The following is a 15,782-nucleotide window of genomic DNA, read 5'->3' as shown; positions in this document are numbered from 1 at the left end:
GGGCATCGGCTGTTTGCCGATAGGCAGCCGGTCCGGATGCGAGCCCTGCCCAAAAAGACCGGGCAGCGCAGGACCAGCGTGCCGAATGGCAAGCATCGGTCCGATGTCTACGGGCTGGTTCAGGGTGGGCACAGCCTCGGAATATACCCAGACAGCAACGGCAATCTTTCCACCGTTGCCAATACTTGGGTGTTAATCCTGTGCCAGCAGCACGATCCGGGCCAATTCAGGAATCGATTTGGCGCTCATGCGCAGCATGATTTCCGCGCGATGATTTTCGACCGTGCGCTGGCTGATGCCAAGGTCGGCGGCGATGTTCTTGCTTGGATGGCCGGCCAGCACCATGTCCATGACCAGTTTCTGCCGCGTCGTCAGGTTGGCGATGCGGGCGAGCGCGTCGGCATGGGCGGCATCGACCACGCGGCTGTCGTGCGACTGGTCGGTTGCGCGGGCAATGCTGGCGAGAAGATCGGCCTGGCCAACCGGCTTTTCGATGAATTCGCAGGCGCCCGCGCGCATGGCTTGCACAGCAAGGCCCACATCGCCGTCGCCAGTCAGGAAGATCACGGGAAAGTGGTCTCCGCCGGTGTGCAACTGGGCAAGCAGGGCAACCCCGCTCATGCCGGGAAGGTGCGCGTCCACCAGCAGGCATCCAGTACCGCCGGGCTTGTAGGCGGCCAGAAACGCTTCCGCACTGTCGAAATCCTGCACGGCCAAGCCATGCCCGGCCAACAGATCGCGGATCGCTGTGCGCACGTGTGGATCATCGTCCACCACATAGGTCACGCCGGCCAAGCTGGCGTCCTGCTTGGTGATGGCTGGTGCGGCCGATGCCGCGCCGGCACAAAGACGGGCAATGCGTTGCACCAGTTGCTTGGCATCGACCGGCTTGCTCAGGTGCTGGCAATGCGCATCCCCGATGTCCGCCATGGCCTTGGCCGATATGTCGCCCGTCAGCACGATCGCGGGCAGGTCTGCCCCCAGCCGCGCACGCAGGGCAGCGAGCAGTTCGATGCCATTGCCGCCATCGGGCAGATTGTAATCGGTCAGCACGACATCGGGCCGCACGGCCGCGGTTACGATGAGGTCGAGCGCTTCCACGGCATTGGCTGCGCTGGTCACCAGAAAGCCGTCGGAGCGCAGCATTTCGGCGAGCAGCTCACGCAGATCCGTATCGTCTTCCACGATCATGACTTGCGCGCGCGGGTGATCGGCCGCGTCGGGCAGGAGGGCCACGGGGGCGGGCAATGACGGCGCTGATCGCGGCTCGACGGGCGCCTCGCGCGCCTCGCGCGGCACGCTGATGGCAAAGACCGAGCCCTTTTTCGGCCGCGATTTCACATCGACCACGTGCTCCAGCAAAGCGCCCAGCCGCTGGACGATCGCCAGGCCCAGGCCCAATCCCTGGCTGCGCATGCGCGCGGGGTTGTCGACTTGGTGAAACTCTTCGAAGATCGCGTGCAACTGGTCGGGCTCGATGCCGATGCCGGTATCCCACACTTCTATGCGCAATTGCCCGCCGCGACGCCGGCACCCCAGCAGGATCTTGCCTTGGTGGGTATATTTGATGGCGTTGCCCAAAAGATTGCGCACCATCTGTTCAAGCAGTTGCGGATCGCTTTCGACCATGGCCGAGCACGGCAGGATCGTCAGCGTCAGTTTGCGCGCTTGGGCGAGGGCAGTCATCTCGTTGCGCAGGCGATTGAGCAGGTCGGCCACGGGAAAGACCGCCCGCTTGGGGTGAATGACGCCCGCTTCGATCTGGTTGATGTTGAGCAGGACGTCGAGCATGCCCGAAAGCGCGCGCAGCGTCTGGTCGAAGCGCACCAGCAGCGTGGCCCCGCGCTCGGTCTGGGTGGACCGGCTCAGCAAATCCTTGAGCAGGGTCAGGGCTTGCATCGGCTGGCGCAGATCGTGGCTGGCGGCCGCAAGGAAACGCGATTTGGCCGCGTTGGCGCGCTCCGCTTCCAGCTTGGCGGCTTCGAGCGCGCTGGTGTTGTGCTTGCGCTCGGTTATGTCGGCAAAGGTGATCACCACGCCTTCGATGCGGCTGTCATGCGCGCGATAGGGAAAGATGCGGCGCAGATACCAGGCCTTGTCCTGGGTGATCACTTCGCGTTCGATCACCGTTTCGGCGGCAAGAACACGCGCGGCATCGACCAGCAGGTCCGGATCGTCGGCCATCGGCCGCAGATCGCCCAGGGGGCGGCCGATGTCGCTGGCAATCACGTTGAACAGTGGGCTGATTGCCGGAGTGAAAAAGCGGATGTTGAGCCCGGCGTCGAGGATCATGGTGCCCACGTTGGTGCTGTTGAGCACGTTCTGCAGGTCGTCCGAGGCCATGCGCTGCCGATCCAGCGTTTCCTGCAACTGGCTGTTGAGCGCGGTGAGTTCCTCGTTGAGGGACTGCAGTTCTTCTTTCGACGTGAGCAGTTCCTCGTTGGTGGACTGGAATTCCTCGTTGACCGAAAGGGCTTCCTCGTTGATCGCCTTCTGCTCCTGGTCGGCCACGGCGCGCTCGTGCAGCGCGGTGTGCAATTCCGCCTGGGCTGCCACCAACTCCTGTTCCAGTTCCGCAATGCGGGCGGTGTCTGCCGGGCGCAGCGTGGCTGACGAACCGGCCTCGGTGATCGGTTCTTCGAGGAAGCAGACCAGCAGGAGTTCCTCGTCGGTCTCGGTCAGGCACTGTACTTCGATGCGGAACCACACCGCCGCCCCATCGACCATCGCCCGGGCGCGGCCGCCGTCCACCTTCGGCACTGCCTTGCCGGCGCGGGCGATAGCCAGGCGCAATTTGCCCCGGAGTGCCGGCGCGGCCATGGCCAGCAGGTCGAGCGTGGCATAGCCGGTGGAAAGCCGCAGGTAGCGATGGATCGGGCCCAGCGTGAACAGGCATTCGTGCCGGCGGTTGACCAGTACGGCGGCTGGCGCATAGGCGGCAAGCACGGCGCGCCGGGACAGATCCGCAAGGCTCACCTGGCGGGCCGTGGGCGCGGGCCCACTGGTGGCCAGCAGGGGCAAACGCTCGCTCACGCTGAACGGAAAGCCGGCTTCCCCCGGCCGGCTTTGCGCAACATGGCGAAAGCAGCATTCCGCCTTGGCCACCGGCTCGAACCGGCCTTCGGCGCGGGCGATCGTTTCCGACGTGCCGAGCAGCAGCACGCCCCCTTCGCGCAGGGCGAAATGAAACAGCGCGATCACTTTTGCCTGTGCCGCGACGTTCAGGTAAATCAGCAGGTTGCGGCACGCGATCAGGTCGATGCGTGAAAACGGCGGATCGACCAGCACGTCCTGCACCGAAAAGACCACCGGCGCGCGCAGATTGGGCGCCACCCGGTATCCCGCTTCCTCGTGGATGAAATAGCGGGCAAGTCGTTCGGCCGACATGGTATCGGCAATGTCAGCCGCGTAAAACCCCTCGCGGGCAATGGCCACGGCAACCGGATCGAGATCAGAAGCGAAGATCTGCAGCTTGATGGTGCGCCCGGCCGCGGCAATGGCATCGCTGCATGCCATGGCGATGGAATAGGCTTCCTCGCCGGTGCTGCACCCCGCCACCCACACCCGCAGCGGGGAGCCAGGTGCCAGGCGCTGGATGAGTTCGGGGATCACCAAGGCTTCCAGCGCTTCGAATACCTGGGGATCGCGAAAGAAGCTGGTGACGTTGATCAGCAAGTCGCCGACCAGCAGATCGCATTCGGCCGCGTCGGCTTTGAGATACGCCAGGTAGGCATCAAGATCGCCGGTCGGCAGGGCGAGCAGCCCCATCCGCCGGGCAATGCGGCGCGCCATGGTGCCGGGCTTGTAATGCTCGAAATCATGGCCCGTCTGCGCTTTGAGAAAGGCGAGGATCGCGCCGGGGCTGCCGCTTGCCGGGGCAGCATCGACATTGCCGCGTTGCCGTGCGGCATGGGCCAGCTGGGCCAGGATCGCCGGCATGCCGGCGAGCGATGCCACTTCATCGACCAGCCCGGTGGCAACCGCCTCTTGCGGCATGCCGGGATATTCCGCTTGTGCGGGATCCTGCGCCACGGCCTTGCCGCCGGCAGCCTTCAGCGCGGCCAGGCCGCCGCTGCCGTCGGCACCATGGCCCGACAGGATCACGGCGACTGTTTGTGGCCCACAACTGGTTGCCAGCGACTTGAGCAGGAAATCGAACGGCAGGCGCGCGCCGTGTTGCGCATCGACCGGAGACAGGCTCAAGGCGCCGCCGCGCACCGACAGGTAGCGGCCGGGCGGAATGACATAGACACGATCGGGGCCAAGCGTCTCGCCCTCCCTCGCTTCGGCAACGGGCATCGTGGTGCGGTCGGAGAGCAGGTCTGGAAGCAGGCTTTTGTGGCTTGGATCGAGATGCTGCACCAGCACATAGGCCGCGCCGCTATCAGCGGGCAGTCCATCGAACAGCCGTGACAGCGCGTCGAGCCCGCCGGCGGAGGCGCCGATGGCGATGATCGGAATAGTCCCGGTCGATCCCGTGGAAACCAGGTCTGGTCCAGGCCCAGGCGAGCCGCCGCCTGGCCTCAAAGGGGCATTGCCGCGCGCAGGTCGTGTCATTGTCGCCCCCTTGTGGCCATCTTCTACCATGGCGCACCCTAAACCTCGCATTGATAATGGCTTTACCGCTCCAGCGGCGCCCGCTGGGTAGTTTCCGATCCTGCCTGACCTGCGCTTGCGCGCTTAGGCAGGCAGCGAAAGCCACCCTGGTGGCTGTCGGATTCAACCCAGGAATGCGCTGCCTTGCCACCCACGCAGTGTGGAGACCTCAGTCATGCCGACTCTGCCACCGTTACCGGCCTTGCCAGCCGCTGCTGCAACGTTCGTTGCCAAGCCCAAGCCACGGCTGCCAGCGACCGCCCGATCCCTCCGCCGGCGCGAGGGCCAGGGCGCCTCCATCGCGGTCTGGCTCAACGAAGGCGGCGCGGGCGAGGACGCGACATGAGCACGCCCTTGCGGATCGTCGTCGCCGAAGACGACGCGCTGATCGCCATGTATCTTGAAGAATTGCTGATCGCGATGGGGCACGATGTTTGCGCCATCGCGCACAGCGAGAGCGAAACCGTCAAGGCCGCCGGCCTGTGTCGCCCGGATTTGATGATCGTGGACGGCAGCCTGCACGGCGGCAGTGGCGTTTCGGCCATGCGCCGCATCCAGGCCGCGCAAGGCTTTGTGCCGCACGTCTATGTGACGGGCAACACCCTGGCCATTGCCCAAAGCGTGGAGCGGGCGATCATCGTGTGCAAGCCATTCAACATGGAAGAACTGGAGCAGGCGATCGCGCAAGCGGTTCCGACCCGGCCCCATGTTCTGCCCTGAAGCGGGGCCTTGCGGCGACGGTTGAACGGCGGCAGGTGGCGCGTCGTCAGGCGCTTGCCATGCCACGATCCGGGTTTTCGCTGAACACCTGGTCGGCGTCATCCGATCGCGGCGCGTTCTGCAAGGCAGCGATTTCGGATAGCGTGCGGGCCCTGGCGCGCGAGGCTTCGCGTTTTTCGGCGGCAGATGCCACCATCCGCCATGCCTCGGCCGCCTGGCCGGCCACGATGCGAACGTTCTGCAGCATGGCATTGGCAGCGCGATCGCGCTGAATGGTTTCCTGCCCCCGGCAGAAAGTGGATGTGAGTTCCATTGGGGCATCCTTCGTGGTGGTCGCCGCTGGCGGGATCGCCGCGGCAGAAATTCAGCAGCTTGGCGTAAAGCCGATGGCTGTGTTGGTGCCTTGGCGCCGGGTCATCGCGTGGCGCGGTCTGAAGGTGCTGGAACCAGAGGACATTGTTCGTCTCCACCAAAGAGCGGGAGCACGAACCATCTCTCAGCCACGCTCATGCTCGAAGGCATAGAAAGCGCGATAAATCCTATATGGGGGGTCGAACGCGAATTACCATGGGGCAGGCGCTGACCCGGCACGATTATTCTCAAACCGCGCCGTTCGCGTCAGGCCACGCCAGGCAACGCCCCCACCAGTCCGGTGAGGGGACGGGGAGACCCGGCCAAGGGAAACAGCCGCCGCGCCACCCGATCGGGATCGAGGCCCAGGCTTTCGGCCGCAAGCCCCGCGATCAGGGCGTCGAGCGCGGCAGTGGGCCGCAGGTCACGATTTTCGTACAGCTGATTGTTGGCAAGGCCGGGCCAATCGGCGATCACGCGGCCGCCCTTGACCGCCCCGCCCAGCACCCACGCCACCGAGCCAGTGCCGTGATCGGTGCCACCGGTGCCGTTGGCAGCAGCAGTGCGGCCGAATTCGGTGGCGACCAGCACGGTTGTCTGGTTCCATACCGGGCCAAGCCCGTCGCGCAGTGCGGCGAGCAGGCTGTCGAGCGCCTTGAGCTGGTTGGCAAGGCGGCCTTCCTGCCCGCTATGCGTGTCCCATCCACCGGTTTCCAGCATGGCGATGCGGGGGCCGTGCGGCTTGGTGAGGAAGCTGGCGGTCAACCGGCCCAGGCTGGCCGGATCCTGCTTGGCGCCGCTGCCATCGGCCAGTTGCCGCGCATCGAGCGCCGCCGCCCACGCCGGATGCAGCTGGCTGTCTTGTGCATAGAGCTGGCCGACGCGCAGCATGAGATCGTCGGACGGCGTGGGCAGGCCGGATGGCGCATAGGACGTGACCTGCATCGGCCCGCGCAACGCCGCCGGTACCGTGGGGGCAATCGCAATCGCCGTGTCGCGCGCTTTGGGCAACATGGTCACCAGGCGGTTGAGCCACCCGTCCTTGACCTGGTAAGCCTGGGTGCCGCCGGTTTCGAGCACGTTCTGCCCATCGAAATGGGACCGATCGCGATAGGGGGAGGCAACGGCATGCACGAACATCGCCTGCTTTTGCGCAAACATGCCGGCGGTCTCCTTGAGCGCAGGGTGCAACGCGAACGTGCCGTCGAGCCGAATGGCGGCGGCAGGATCGATTGCCAGCGCGCCGCGTAACGAAGCATAGGCCGGATCGGCATAAGGCACGACGATATTGAGCCCATCGGCCGCGCCGCGCTGGATGATGAAGACGAAACGGCGTTCGGTTTCCACGGCGGCGAGCGCCATGTGTGGCGCGACCAGCAGGGTTCCGGCCCCGATGCCGGCAAAGCTGAGGAAGTGGCGACGGTGCAACATGATTACCTCCGCAGGAAATCAGGGGAGACCAGCATCAGCGCAAGCGCGCTGGCCGGCGTTTCGGCGTGGGCGATCTGCTCCTGCGCGGCCGGCGTGAGCGCGCCCGGAAGCACTTGCGGGGCCAACCGGCGCGCATCGATCTGCGAGGCGAGGGGTGCCACCAGGCGCTGCGCAAATTCCACCCGCCGCATCAGCGCATCGGGCGCGATCCAGCTGGCCGCGGTATCATCCCATCCGGCGGGCGATCCCGGCTTCCAAACCGGCTGCCCCAGTTGTTGCTGGATCGCGGCCATCTGCAAGGCACCGGGTTCGTTGCGGCCCAGGGCGCGCAGCGCGGAAACGGTCCATTCCCATGGCGTCTTGGCCTTGAGCGGTTGCGGCTGCCAGGCCTCGGGGCTTTCGATCAAGGCCTTGTAAAGACTGGGCAGATCGCCCCGTGTTGTCTGGAAAACATTGGCCAGGCGGGTCACCATCGGCGGCGGCGGGTTGTCGCCGGCAAAATGGCGCGCCAGCTTGGTCGCCACATGGGTGGCCGTGGCCGGGGCATGGGCAAAGTCGGCCATCACCGCGCGGGCCTGGTCCATGCCTTGCTGGGCATAGGCCTTGCCCAGCACCATGCGCGTGCCCGGCTCGTGCTGCTGGGGATGGAAGGCGAAATCGCCGGGCGCATCATCGTTGGGGCCGCCGATGGTCCAGCCGGTCATCGCACGCGCAAACTCGGTCACGTCTGCCTGGGTATAGCCCGAGCGCACGCCCAGCGTGTGCAGTTCCATGATTTCGCGTGCCAGGTTTTCGTTGAGACCCTGCTTGCGGGGATTGCCGCCGCGTTGCTGCGCGCGCAGCGCAGCGGGGCTGTTGGGCCCGATCGACTGGTTCTGGTTGAGATACATCAGCATGGCCGGATGGCGTTCCACCGCGAGCACCATGTCTTCGAACCGGCCCAGCACGTGGGGGCGGATCGCATCGCGTTCGAACGCGCCGGCAAAGGCCGTGACGGGGATGTCGTCAGCCGAGACGCAGAAATGGTTGGACCAGAAATGCACCATGCGCTCCACGAACGGCGCGGGTGTGGTCAGCGCGCTTTGCGTGCGGGCCTGCACCGCCTGGCCATAGAGTGCGCGCACATCCTGGCCGAAATCGCGCCGCGCCAGCTTCTGTTCGGGTGTCTTGCCGGGCGGCATCGGACTGCCGGGTGCGGGGGGCGGTGCTTGTTTGCGCAATTCGCGCTGCTGCTCTTGATAGGCGGTGAGCATGGCGCGGGCATCGGGCAGGGCGGCAAAAGCCGGCGGCGTGGTTTCGAAGCGATCGAACTGGGCGGTAAGCCATTGGCGCGGATCGCCCGGCAGCGGGGCCGGTGTGGCGCCCAGGCCAAAGCGATTGAGAGCGATCGCCGCAGGGGAAAGTTCGGTGGACAGGGGCATCGGGACACATCCGGTTGCAAGGCATCGCGTTGTTATCCCTCGTTGAACGCCGCCTGAGACGGTTTCCGTCGCGCCTATTTTACCGGTGTCTGCCCCTTGGGCTCAAGCCCGTCGGCCAGCTTCGCGCGATCGGCCAGGGGCAGGGCAGCCACGAAGGGCACGGCCCTGCCTTCCACATGGGTACGCACGGCAACGTCGCTGTCCCGCACTTTTTGCAGGGCCGCCAGCAGCGCGGGCTGATCGACCACGGGGGCCCGCAGCAAGATCGCCGCCTCGTGGCGCGCGGCGCGGCCTGCCAGGATCTGTGGCCGCATATCGTGCCGTGCCTGATGCAGCATGTGGCGGAACGCCTTGCGTTCGTCTGCCGGCAATTCCGACCCGGCGATGCGGATGCTGCCGGCGTTGATCCGCGCCTGCGGCAACTTGAGCCATAGCGAGGCCGAGGCGATGGCCGCCAGCAGGAAGAGGTTGAGCAGCACCGAAACCGCGCAGACCACCTTGAGCGTGCGCGGCGTCATCGGCCCGTCTCCCCCACCTGGCCCATCTCGCCAAATGCGGTCGCTTCGAAACCGGCGGGCGGGGCGCCGGTTTCCAACGCAAAGGCGAGTGCGGAGCCAGCGGTCGCTCCAGCCAGCGCCGTGCCGATGCCGAGCGCCGACCACCAGACCCGCGCGCGCAAGGTCCAGTGGCGGCGGTATGACGCAGCAACCTTGCGGCGCAAGTCGGGCGATGGCACCGGCGCCTGCCATTGTGCCAGCCGCACATCCAGCGCGCGCGCTGCGGCCAAATGCGCGGCGCACGCAGGATCATGCTCCATTTGCCAACCTTGCGTCTGCAGATGGTCGGGCCAACGCTCGATCCCGCCATAGGCGTCGGCCAGCAGGGCAAAGCGTTCGGGGGTCATGGGATCAGTCATCGTTGCCCTCCAATCGCGCGAAGTGCTGGCGCAGCGTGCGGCGTCCGCGCGCCAGAAGGCTTTCCAGTGCCTCGACGCTGACGCCCAGCGCCTGGGCGGCCGCGACATTGCCCAGTTCCTGGTAGTGGACCAGCAGGATCGCGTCGCGCTGCCGCTCGGGAAGGGATGCCACGGCCCGGGCCACGGCCTGGCTGCGAGCATCTGCTTCCAGTGCGGCATCCGCCAGCGGCGCCGGGTCCGGCAGATCGGGCGGATCGCCCAGAGTGCCGCGCTTGCGGCGGCGCAAGCGGTCGCGGCACAGGTTGAGCGTGACCATGTGCAGCCAGGTGTCGAAGCGCGCCTGCCCGGTTCGCCAGCGTGGCGCCTGGCGCCAGGCGCGCAGGAACACTTCCTGCGCCACGTCTTCTGCCTCCTGCCGATCGTGCAGCAGGCGCGCCGCCAAGGCCAGCAGCCGGGGCAGCTTTGCCCCCACCAGTTGGCGCACGGCACTTTCCTCGCCGCGACCGACGCGCGCCACGAGAGGGGCGTCCGGATCGCCGGGATCGTGTTCGGTCAAGCGGACGTTCCGCGCCGGATCGCAACGGGGCCGCGCCTATTGCGAAGGCGCCTGGCCGCCTGCATCGGCGTTGGCGCCGTCACCGCCGCTGGCCCGGCCGTGCATGCGCTCGTCAGGCGTGAGCACGCCATCGCCGTTGCGGTCCATGCGATCGAAGCGGGCGGCAAGCGCATGCTGGATCTCATCCTTGTCGAGATAACCGTCCTTGTTCGTGTCCATGCGATCGAACAGCGGGCCCGGATCGCGCTTGCCCTGCGCCGCGGCTGCCATCTCGGCGCGGCTAATCCGACCATCGCCATCGGCATCGGCGGCCATGATCCGCGCCGTCTGGCGCGCCATGAATGCGTCGCGCGTAAGCGTGCCGGCAGACTGGCGCGGGGCGCCCATTCCTGGGCCCGCGTCCTGGGCCAGGGCAGCGGCCGGCATCGCCACGGCAGCCAGCAAGATCATCAAGGTGCGCATCCTATCCTCCACGAGATACGCCCCTGAAACGCATGAGGCGGCGCTTTCCGTCGCCGCCTTCGCGCAAATTTCACCAGGCCGTGGCGCCACCGTCGATCGAGATGTCGGCACCGGTGACATAGCGCGCTTCGTTGCTGGCCAGCCATAGGGCTGCCATGGCGATGTCGCGCGGCTCGCCCAGGATCGGCAGCATGTTCTTGGCAATGATCTTTGCCGCCAGCGTCGGATCGGCGGCCAGGTGGCGATCGGTGGCGGCAGTGCGAATGAAGCCGGGCGAAATGGTGTTGGCGCGGATCGCGTGCGGCGCGCCTTCCATGGCGAGTTGCCGGGTCATCGCCAGAACGCCGCCCTTGCCGGCACAATGGGCCAGCGCCGCCGAACCGGGCAAGGCGTGATAGGCATTGGCGCTGGCAAAGTTGATCACGCTGGCCGCGCCGCTGGCCCTGAGATGCGGCCAGGCCGCGCGGGTGGGCAGGAACACGATGTCCAGCTCGCTGGCGAGCGTGCGCTTCCAATCGGCGTAGGACATGTCCTCGATCCACGCAAAAACGGCAAAGGCCGCCGCGTTCACCAGGATGTCGATCCGGCCATGCGCCTTGCCGATCTGCTCGAACAGCGCCGCGACAGCGGCTTCGTCGGTGAGGTTGCAGGCATGATCGGCGCCAGCAAGGTCTATCCCGACAACCTGCGCGCCCGCCTCGCAAAACGCTTCGGCCACGCCCGCACCGATGCCGGTGGCCGCGCCCGTCACCACTGCCAGCTTGCCCGCAAGGCGATCAGCCATGAAGGCCCACTTTCACCAGGGCAGCATCGGGCGCCCGCTTGATCCGGCCGGCGCAAAGCAGCAGCGCGACAAGTCCCAGCGCCGCGCCGCCTGAAAGCACGGCAAAGGCATTCTGCAATCCGCCCGCCAGGCTGGCGGCAAACGTGACGACCACGGGACTGAGGAATTGCCCCAGGGCAAATGCGCTTTGCCACATGCCCGCGCCCCGTCCGCGCACTTCGAAAGTCAGCAGGCTCATTGCCCAAACCAGCAAGGTGGGCAGAAGAAGCCCGGCCCCGAGCTGGTTGACGAAACAACCCAGCACGAACCCGCTGGGCTGGTCGGCGCGGCCCATCAGCAGGAAGCCGATCGCCAGCAGGGCAAATTCGATGACCAGCAGGCGCTGCACCGGCCAGCGTCCGATCCGCGAATAGACGAAGGTGCCAAGCGGCACGCCCACGCTCGCCACCGAGGTGAGGAAGCCCGCGCGTGCCGGATCGGCCACGCCCAGCACGGCCAGGCCGACCGGCGCCTGGATCTGCACGGTGTAGAGGAAGATTGCGCCGTAGATGGTGATGCCCAGGATCACGGCCATGCGTGACCAGGGAAAACCGGCCCAACTGGTGCTGTGTGGCCCGGCGCGGGGTTCTTCGCCTTGCGCCGGCGCGGCGGCATCGCCCGTGGGTTCCCAGGTAAACAACTGCACCAGCACCAACATTGCCAGTGCCGAAAGATAGACCCAGAACGGTGTGCGCCAGCCAAAGCTGCCCAACTGGCCGCCGATGTTGAAGAACAGCAGCGCCGACATCGAGGCGAACGCGGTTTGTGCCGCCAGCCACTTGTCGCGCGCGGCGCCGTGGAAATAGTCGCCGATCATGGTGGTGGAAAGCACCATGATCATCGCCTCGGCAATGCCCACGCCCACGCGGCTGATCAGGATGGTCGACAGATCGTGCAGGAATACCGGCGCCACGCCAACTAGCGCATAAAACGCAAAGGCGGCCAGCAACAGGCGCCGGCGGCCAAAGTAATCCCCCAGCACACCGGCCAGCGGCGAGAGCAGGGCAATGCACAGGGCCGGGATCGTCAGGATCATCGGGACCCAGTAATCGTGCCCGGAAACCCCCGAAAATTCCTGGATCATCCGGGGTAGAACGGGTGCCAGCAAGACGATCGCCATTGTCGAAAGGGTGATCGGCAAGAGCAGGGCAATGCCGGTCATCGCGCCCGGCTGGTCATCGTGGTTCATCGGTGCTCCTGGTCACGGGGCGGATCATGCGCCAGTTGGACCGGCCGCATCACGAACGAAGGCATCGGGTGACAGGGTAACGCAGCCGCGCCGCGGCGGCTTGGCGATCGATCCTGCCTGGTGACGCGGACCATGGGCCGCTTCTTCTCTCCCTGCTTTATCGCCTCTTTCTTGCGCCCGATCCCGCCCGGCAGGCAAATCGAATTTGGACATGGGCAGCTATCGGGAAAACAGGATCATCGCGCGCATTGCCTATCGACGGCGTCGTTAGGCCAGGTTGGCGCGGGCAAGAATTTTCTTGGCAGGGCTTGCCTATCGCGCACTTGCCCTTTTTATCTACGTTTCCGATAGACAATGTGCCGCAGAGACTGCGCGACAGCACGGAGAATTGCATATGGCCAGCGCAGGCACGGCGCGCGGATCGGGCAACCGGTTTGGACTGCAGGTGGTGATTGGCATGGCCGTGGGCTTGGCACTCGGCCTAGCCGCGCGTTCGCTGGGCCCGGCCGCATCGGGTGAGCCCAACGGGCTGGCACTGGCCTTGTCGCTGGTGGGTTCCAGTTTCGTCCAATTGCTCAAGGCGCTGGTGCCGCCGCTGGTCCTGGCCGCGATCATCGCCAGCATCGGCCGGCTGCGCGATCTCAACAATGCCGCCCGCCTCGCCGGGCAAACGCTCCTGTGGTTTGCCATCACCGCACTGTTGGCGGTTTCGATCGGCATTGCCCTGGGCCTGGTCCTGCGGCCGGGTGCCAACACCGGCGCTTCCCTGGCGCAGGCGGCTGCGCCGCACACCGTGGGTAGCTGGCTGGATTTCATCAAGGGACTCATCCCGGCCAATTTCCTGGGCATCGTTGCCTCGACCGAAGTGGACAATGGCACGGCCAAGACCACCATCGGGTTCAATATCCTGCAACTGGTGGTGATCGGCCTCGCGCTGGGCTTTGCCGCTCTCCGCAGTGGCGAAGCTGGTGACGCCGTCCTGCGCGGGGCGGGCGTGGTCCTGGCCGTGGTGCGGCGCCTGCTCGGCTGGGTCGTGCGCCTGGCACCTTTGGGCAGCGCCGGCCTGATCGGCAACGCGGTGGTCAACTATGGCTGGGGCACGCTGCTGGGCATCGGCCAGTTCGCGGTGGCGCTCTATATCGGCCTCGGCCTGGTGGTCTTCGGGGTCTACCCGCTGCTGCTGCGTGCCCACGGCTTGGCGCCGCTGCGCTTTTTCGCCAAGGCCTGGCCGGCGATCGAACTCGCTTTCGTGTCCCGCTCCTCGATCGCGGCGCTGCCGGTGGCAGAGGCGGTGACGGTGGAGCGACTGGGCGTGCCGCCGGCCTATGCGGCCTTTGCCGTGCCGGTGGCGGCCACGACCAAGATGGACGGCTGCGCGGCGGTCTACCCGGCGCTTTCGGCCATCTTCATCGCGCAGTTCTATCACATCGCGCTGGTGCCGACCGACTATCTGCTGATCGTGCTGGTTTCGGTGCTGGGCTCCGCCGCCACGGCGGGGGTAACGGGTGCCACGGTGATGTTGACGCTCACCCTATCCACCCTGGGCCTGCCGCTTGAGGGCGTGGGCCTGTTGCTGGCGATCGACCCCATCCTGGACATGGGCCGCACGGCCGTGAACGTGACGGGCCAAATGCTGGTGCCGCTGATCGTGGCACGCCGTGAAGGCCTGCTGGACCAGGCGCTGTACAACGCGCCGAGCCAGGGGGACCTGAGCCTGGCGCCCTGATGCCTGCCAAGTGCGCGGTTCGTCTTCCGGTCAGCGGGCGGGTTCGCGCAGCAGGGGCACGAGCAAGCCGTTGAGGTCATCGAGATCGAACGCCGCCGCCTTGGCATAACGCACCACGCCGGCGCGATCGATCACGTAGTTGGTCGGCACGCCTTCCAACGGGCTGTACGGCCCCTTGAGCGTGCGGACCGCGGGAATGTGCATGGCGGCGAACAACTGCTTGAGCGCGGAGTTGGGCAACGAATCCTGCGTGGTGATGGCAAATACCTTGAGCCCGTGCTGCTTTTGCAGGTCATAGTACTGGTCGAGCAGCGGCAGTTCCTGCTTGCACGGGCCGCACCATGTCGCCCAGAAATTCAGCACCACGACCTGCCCCTTGAGATCGGCCAGCGACACTTTGGTGCCATCGATCAGGCGCAGTTCAAATGGCGGGGCAGGCTGCCCGATCACGGGTGCCTTGGCGAGCGCAGGCATGGCCACGATGGTCAGCCAGGTGCCGAACACCATGGCCAGGGCACGAGGCAGGCGGGGCAACATCGGCATTCTGATCCTTGCGGTTGGATTTGCACACGATTTGACACAATCGGCGCGGGCACGCCAGCAGGCCGGCGCACCGTTTCATCCATGATGGAGAATCCGCGCACGCGCTCGGCGCGGAACTGAAGCGGGCCTGGCGGGTCTATCCAGCGAAAGGGTGACCGAGCGATGGCTGCACGCGCATATTGGCAGGGCCAAATCCGCCTTGCCCTGGTGTCTATCCCCGTGGAAATCTATCCGGCGACCAAGTCTGGCGCCTCGATCAGTTTCCGCCAGATTCACGAGCCTTCGGGCAAGCCCATTTCCTATGAAAAGATCGTGCAGGGCATCGGCCCGGTCGATCACGATGACATCGTGAAGGGCTATGAGGTTTCCAAGGGCAATTATGTCCTGCTCGAGGATGACGAGATCGAGGCGGTGAAGATCGAAAGCCGCAAGACTTTCGAACTGGTCCAGTTCGTCGATCAGGACGAGATCGACGTGTTCTATTTCGAAAAGCCCTATTACGTCATTCCGGCCGACGACCTTGCCGACGAAGCGTTCATCGTGCTGCGCGAAGCCCTGCGCCAGGCGCGCAAGGTCGGCCTGGGGCAGCTTTCCGTGCGGGGGCGCGAAATGCTCGCCAGCCTCAAGCCGTGCGGCAAGGGCTTGATCCTGGAAACCATGCGCTATGCCGACGAGGTGCAGAAGGCGCAGTCCTATTTCAAGGATATTCCCGACCAGAAGCCGGACACCGAACTGCTGGAACTGGCCACGGCGCTGATCGAGCGCAAATCCGCGCCATTCGACGCTGCCGCGTTCGAGGATCGCTATGTCGAGGCGTTGCAGGCGCTGGTCGCGCGCAAGGCCAAGGCGAAGGGCCGCAAGATCCTGGAGGACGTGGAAGAACCCGAAAAATCCGGGTCCAACGTGATCGACCTTATGGCCGCGCTCAAGAAATCGATCGGTAGCGATGGTGCTGCGGGTGCCAAGACCAAACCCAAGGCCAAAAGCAAGACCGCAGCAAAACCACGCAAGCGCGCCGCCGCCGCGCATTCGCGCAAGTCGGCCTGAG

The 15,782-nt window shown here is 66.0% G+C and carries 14 protein-coding genes; 3 read left to right on the top strand and 11 right to left on the bottom strand.

Features of this window, described 5'->3' with window-relative positions:
- Positions 1 to 192: 192 nt before the first annotated feature.
- Positions 193 to 4,557, bottom strand: coding sequence for a chemotaxis protein CheB (locus FHT19_RS08535; protein ID WP_169474585.1), 4,365 nt, complete (start codon positions 4,555 to 4,557; stop codon positions 193 to 195).
- Positions 4,558 to 4,938: 381 nt separating this feature from the next.
- Between FHT19_RS08535 and FHT19_RS08530 the strand changes: the two genes are divergently transcribed.
- Positions 4,939 to 5,316 carry a response regulator gene (locus tag FHT19_RS08530; RefSeq protein ID WP_169474584.1) on the top strand — a complete coding sequence of 126 codons (378 nt, stop codon included), beginning with the start codon at positions 4,939 to 4,941 and terminating at the stop codon, positions 5,314 to 5,316.
- Positions 5,317 to 5,362: 46 nt separating this feature from the next.
- Here FHT19_RS08530 and FHT19_RS08525 read toward each other — a convergent pair whose 3' ends face one another.
- From FHT19_RS08525 to FHT19_RS08485, 9 genes are all read right to left on the bottom strand, one after another.
- Positions 5,363 to 5,629 carry a hypothetical protein gene (locus FHT19_RS08525; protein WP_168555112.1) on the bottom strand — a complete coding sequence of 89 codons (267 nt, stop codon included), beginning with the start codon at positions 5,627 to 5,629 and terminating at the stop codon, positions 5,363 to 5,365.
- A gap of 305 nt (positions 5,630 to 5,934) precedes the next feature.
- Positions 5,935 to 7,098, bottom strand: a complete 1,164-nt coding sequence (locus FHT19_RS08520; protein ID WP_169474583.1) for a DUF1501 domain-containing protein — start codon at positions 7,096 to 7,098, stop codon at positions 5,935 to 5,937.
- Positions 7,099 to 7,100: 2 nt separating this feature from the next.
- Positions 7,101 to 8,519 (bottom strand): DUF1800 domain-containing protein, encoded by a 1,419-nt coding sequence (locus tag FHT19_RS08515; protein WP_169474582.1) that lies wholly within the window; start codon positions 8,517 to 8,519, stop codon positions 7,101 to 7,103.
- A 74-nt stretch (positions 8,520 to 8,593) separates the two neighbouring features.
- Positions 8,594 to 9,037: a periplasmic heavy metal sensor gene (locus FHT19_RS08510; RefSeq protein ID WP_169474581.1), complete on the bottom strand. Its 444-nt coding sequence runs from the start codon at positions 9,035 to 9,037 to the stop codon at positions 8,594 to 8,596.
- Positions 9,034 to 9,435 (bottom strand): hypothetical protein, encoded by a 402-nt coding sequence (locus FHT19_RS08505; RefSeq protein ID WP_169474580.1) that lies wholly within the window; start codon positions 9,433 to 9,435, stop codon positions 9,034 to 9,036. The genes FHT19_RS08510 and FHT19_RS08505 overlap by 4 nt, the downstream gene beginning before the upstream one ends.
- Positions 9,428 to 9,991, bottom strand: a complete 564-nt coding sequence (locus FHT19_RS08500) for an RNA polymerase sigma factor (RefSeq protein ID WP_168555107.1) — start codon at positions 9,989 to 9,991, stop codon at positions 9,428 to 9,430. Before FHT19_RS08500 ends, FHT19_RS08505 begins: the two co-directional genes overlap by 8 nt.
- Before the next feature lie 36 nt (positions 9,992 to 10,027).
- The gene (locus FHT19_RS08495) at positions 10,028 to 10,453 is read right to left on the bottom strand and encodes an EF-hand domain-containing protein (protein WP_169474579.1); all 426 of its coding nucleotides are present in this window, start codon (positions 10,451 to 10,453) and stop codon (positions 10,028 to 10,030) included.
- Between the two features lie 70 nt (positions 10,454 to 10,523).
- Entirely contained in the window at positions 10,524 to 11,237 is a 714-nt protein-coding gene (locus tag FHT19_RS08490; protein WP_169474578.1) for an SDR family oxidoreductase, read from the bottom strand.
- On the bottom strand, positions 11,230 to 12,465 hold the full coding sequence (locus tag FHT19_RS08485) for an MFS transporter (RefSeq protein ID WP_169474577.1): 1,236 nt from the start codon (positions 12,463 to 12,465) through the stop codon (positions 11,230 to 11,232). Before FHT19_RS08485 ends, FHT19_RS08490 begins: the two co-directional genes overlap by 8 nt.
- A gap of 394 nt (positions 12,466 to 12,859) precedes the next feature.
- Here FHT19_RS08485 and FHT19_RS08480 point away from each other — a divergent pair, with 394 nt between their 5' ends.
- A complete protein-coding gene (locus FHT19_RS08480) occupies positions 12,860 to 14,191 on the top strand; it encodes a dicarboxylate/amino acid:cation symporter (protein ID WP_168555103.1) in 1,332 nt (443 codons plus the stop codon).
- A 30-nt stretch (positions 14,192 to 14,221) separates the two neighbouring features.
- Here the strand turns inward: FHT19_RS08480 and FHT19_RS08475 are convergent, their stop codons facing one another.
- Positions 14,222 to 14,698: a TlpA disulfide reductase family protein gene (locus tag FHT19_RS08475; RefSeq protein WP_169474996.1), complete on the bottom strand. Its 477-nt coding sequence runs from the start codon at positions 14,696 to 14,698 to the stop codon at positions 14,222 to 14,224.
- 198 nt (positions 14,699 to 14,896) lie between these two features.
- On the opposite strand from FHT19_RS08475, the gene FHT19_RS08470 reads away from it, so the two are divergent.
- Positions 14,897 to 15,781 (top strand): Ku protein, encoded by an 885-nt coding sequence (locus FHT19_RS08470; RefSeq protein ID WP_169474576.1) that lies wholly within the window; start codon positions 14,897 to 14,899, stop codon positions 15,779 to 15,781.
- Position 15,782: the final 1 nt, after the last annotated feature.

The sequence above is a fragment of the Novosphingobium sp. SG919 genome (assembly GCF_012932495.1).
Classification (GTDB): Bacteria; Pseudomonadota; Alphaproteobacteria; order Sphingomonadales; family Sphingomonadaceae; genus Novosphingobium; species Novosphingobium rhizosphaerae.
Note: the sequence above shows the minus strand (reverse complement) of the source record. Positions and strands in the feature narration are given on the sequence as shown.

Excerpts from the sequence above, each read along its gene's own strand:
- FHT19_RS08470 (WP_169474576.1), top strand. The coding sequence starts at position 14,897 with ATGGCTGCACGCGCATATTGGCAGGGCCAAATCCGCCTTGCCCTGGTG.
- FHT19_RS08525 (WP_168555112.1), bottom strand. The coding sequence starts at position 5,629 with ATGGAACTCACATCCACTTTCTGCCGGGGGCAGGAAACCATTCAGCGC.
- FHT19_RS08515 (WP_169474582.1), bottom strand. The coding sequence starts at position 8,519 with ATGCCCCTGTCCACCGAACTTTCCCCTGCGGCGATCGCTCTCAATCGC.
- FHT19_RS08530 (WP_169474584.1), top strand. The coding sequence starts at position 4,939 with ATGAGCACGCCCTTGCGGATCGTCGTCGCCGAAGACGACGCGCTGATC.
- FHT19_RS08505 (WP_169474580.1), bottom strand. The coding sequence starts at position 9,435 with ATGACTGATCCCATGACCCCCGAACGCTTTGCCCTGCTGGCCGACGCC.
- FHT19_RS08495 (WP_169474579.1), bottom strand. The coding sequence starts at position 10,453 with ATGCGCACCTTGATGATCTTGCTGGCTGCCGTGGCGATGCCGGCCGCT.
- FHT19_RS08535 (WP_169474585.1), bottom strand. The coding sequence starts at position 4,557 with ATGACACGACCTGCGCGCGGCAATGCCCCTTTGAGGCCAGGCGGCGGC.
- FHT19_RS08480 (WP_168555103.1), top strand. The coding sequence starts at position 12,860 with ATGGCCAGCGCAGGCACGGCGCGCGGATCGGGCAACCGGTTTGGACTG.
- FHT19_RS08520 (WP_169474583.1), bottom strand. The coding sequence starts at position 7,098 with ATGTTGCACCGTCGCCACTTCCTCAGCTTTGCCGGCATCGGGGCCGGA.
- FHT19_RS08485 (WP_169474577.1), bottom strand. The coding sequence starts at position 12,465 with ATGAACCACGATGACCAGCCGGGCGCGATGACCGGCATTGCCCTGCTC.
- FHT19_RS08475 (WP_169474996.1), bottom strand. The coding sequence starts at position 14,698 with ATGGTGTTCGGCACCTGGCTGACCATCGTGGCCATGCCTGCGCTCGCC.
- FHT19_RS08490 (WP_169474578.1), bottom strand. The coding sequence starts at position 11,237 with ATGGCTGATCGCCTTGCGGGCAAGCTGGCAGTGGTGACGGGCGCGGCC.
- FHT19_RS08510 (WP_169474581.1), bottom strand. The coding sequence starts at position 9,037 with ATGACGCCGCGCACGCTCAAGGTGGTCTGCGCGGTTTCGGTGCTGCTC.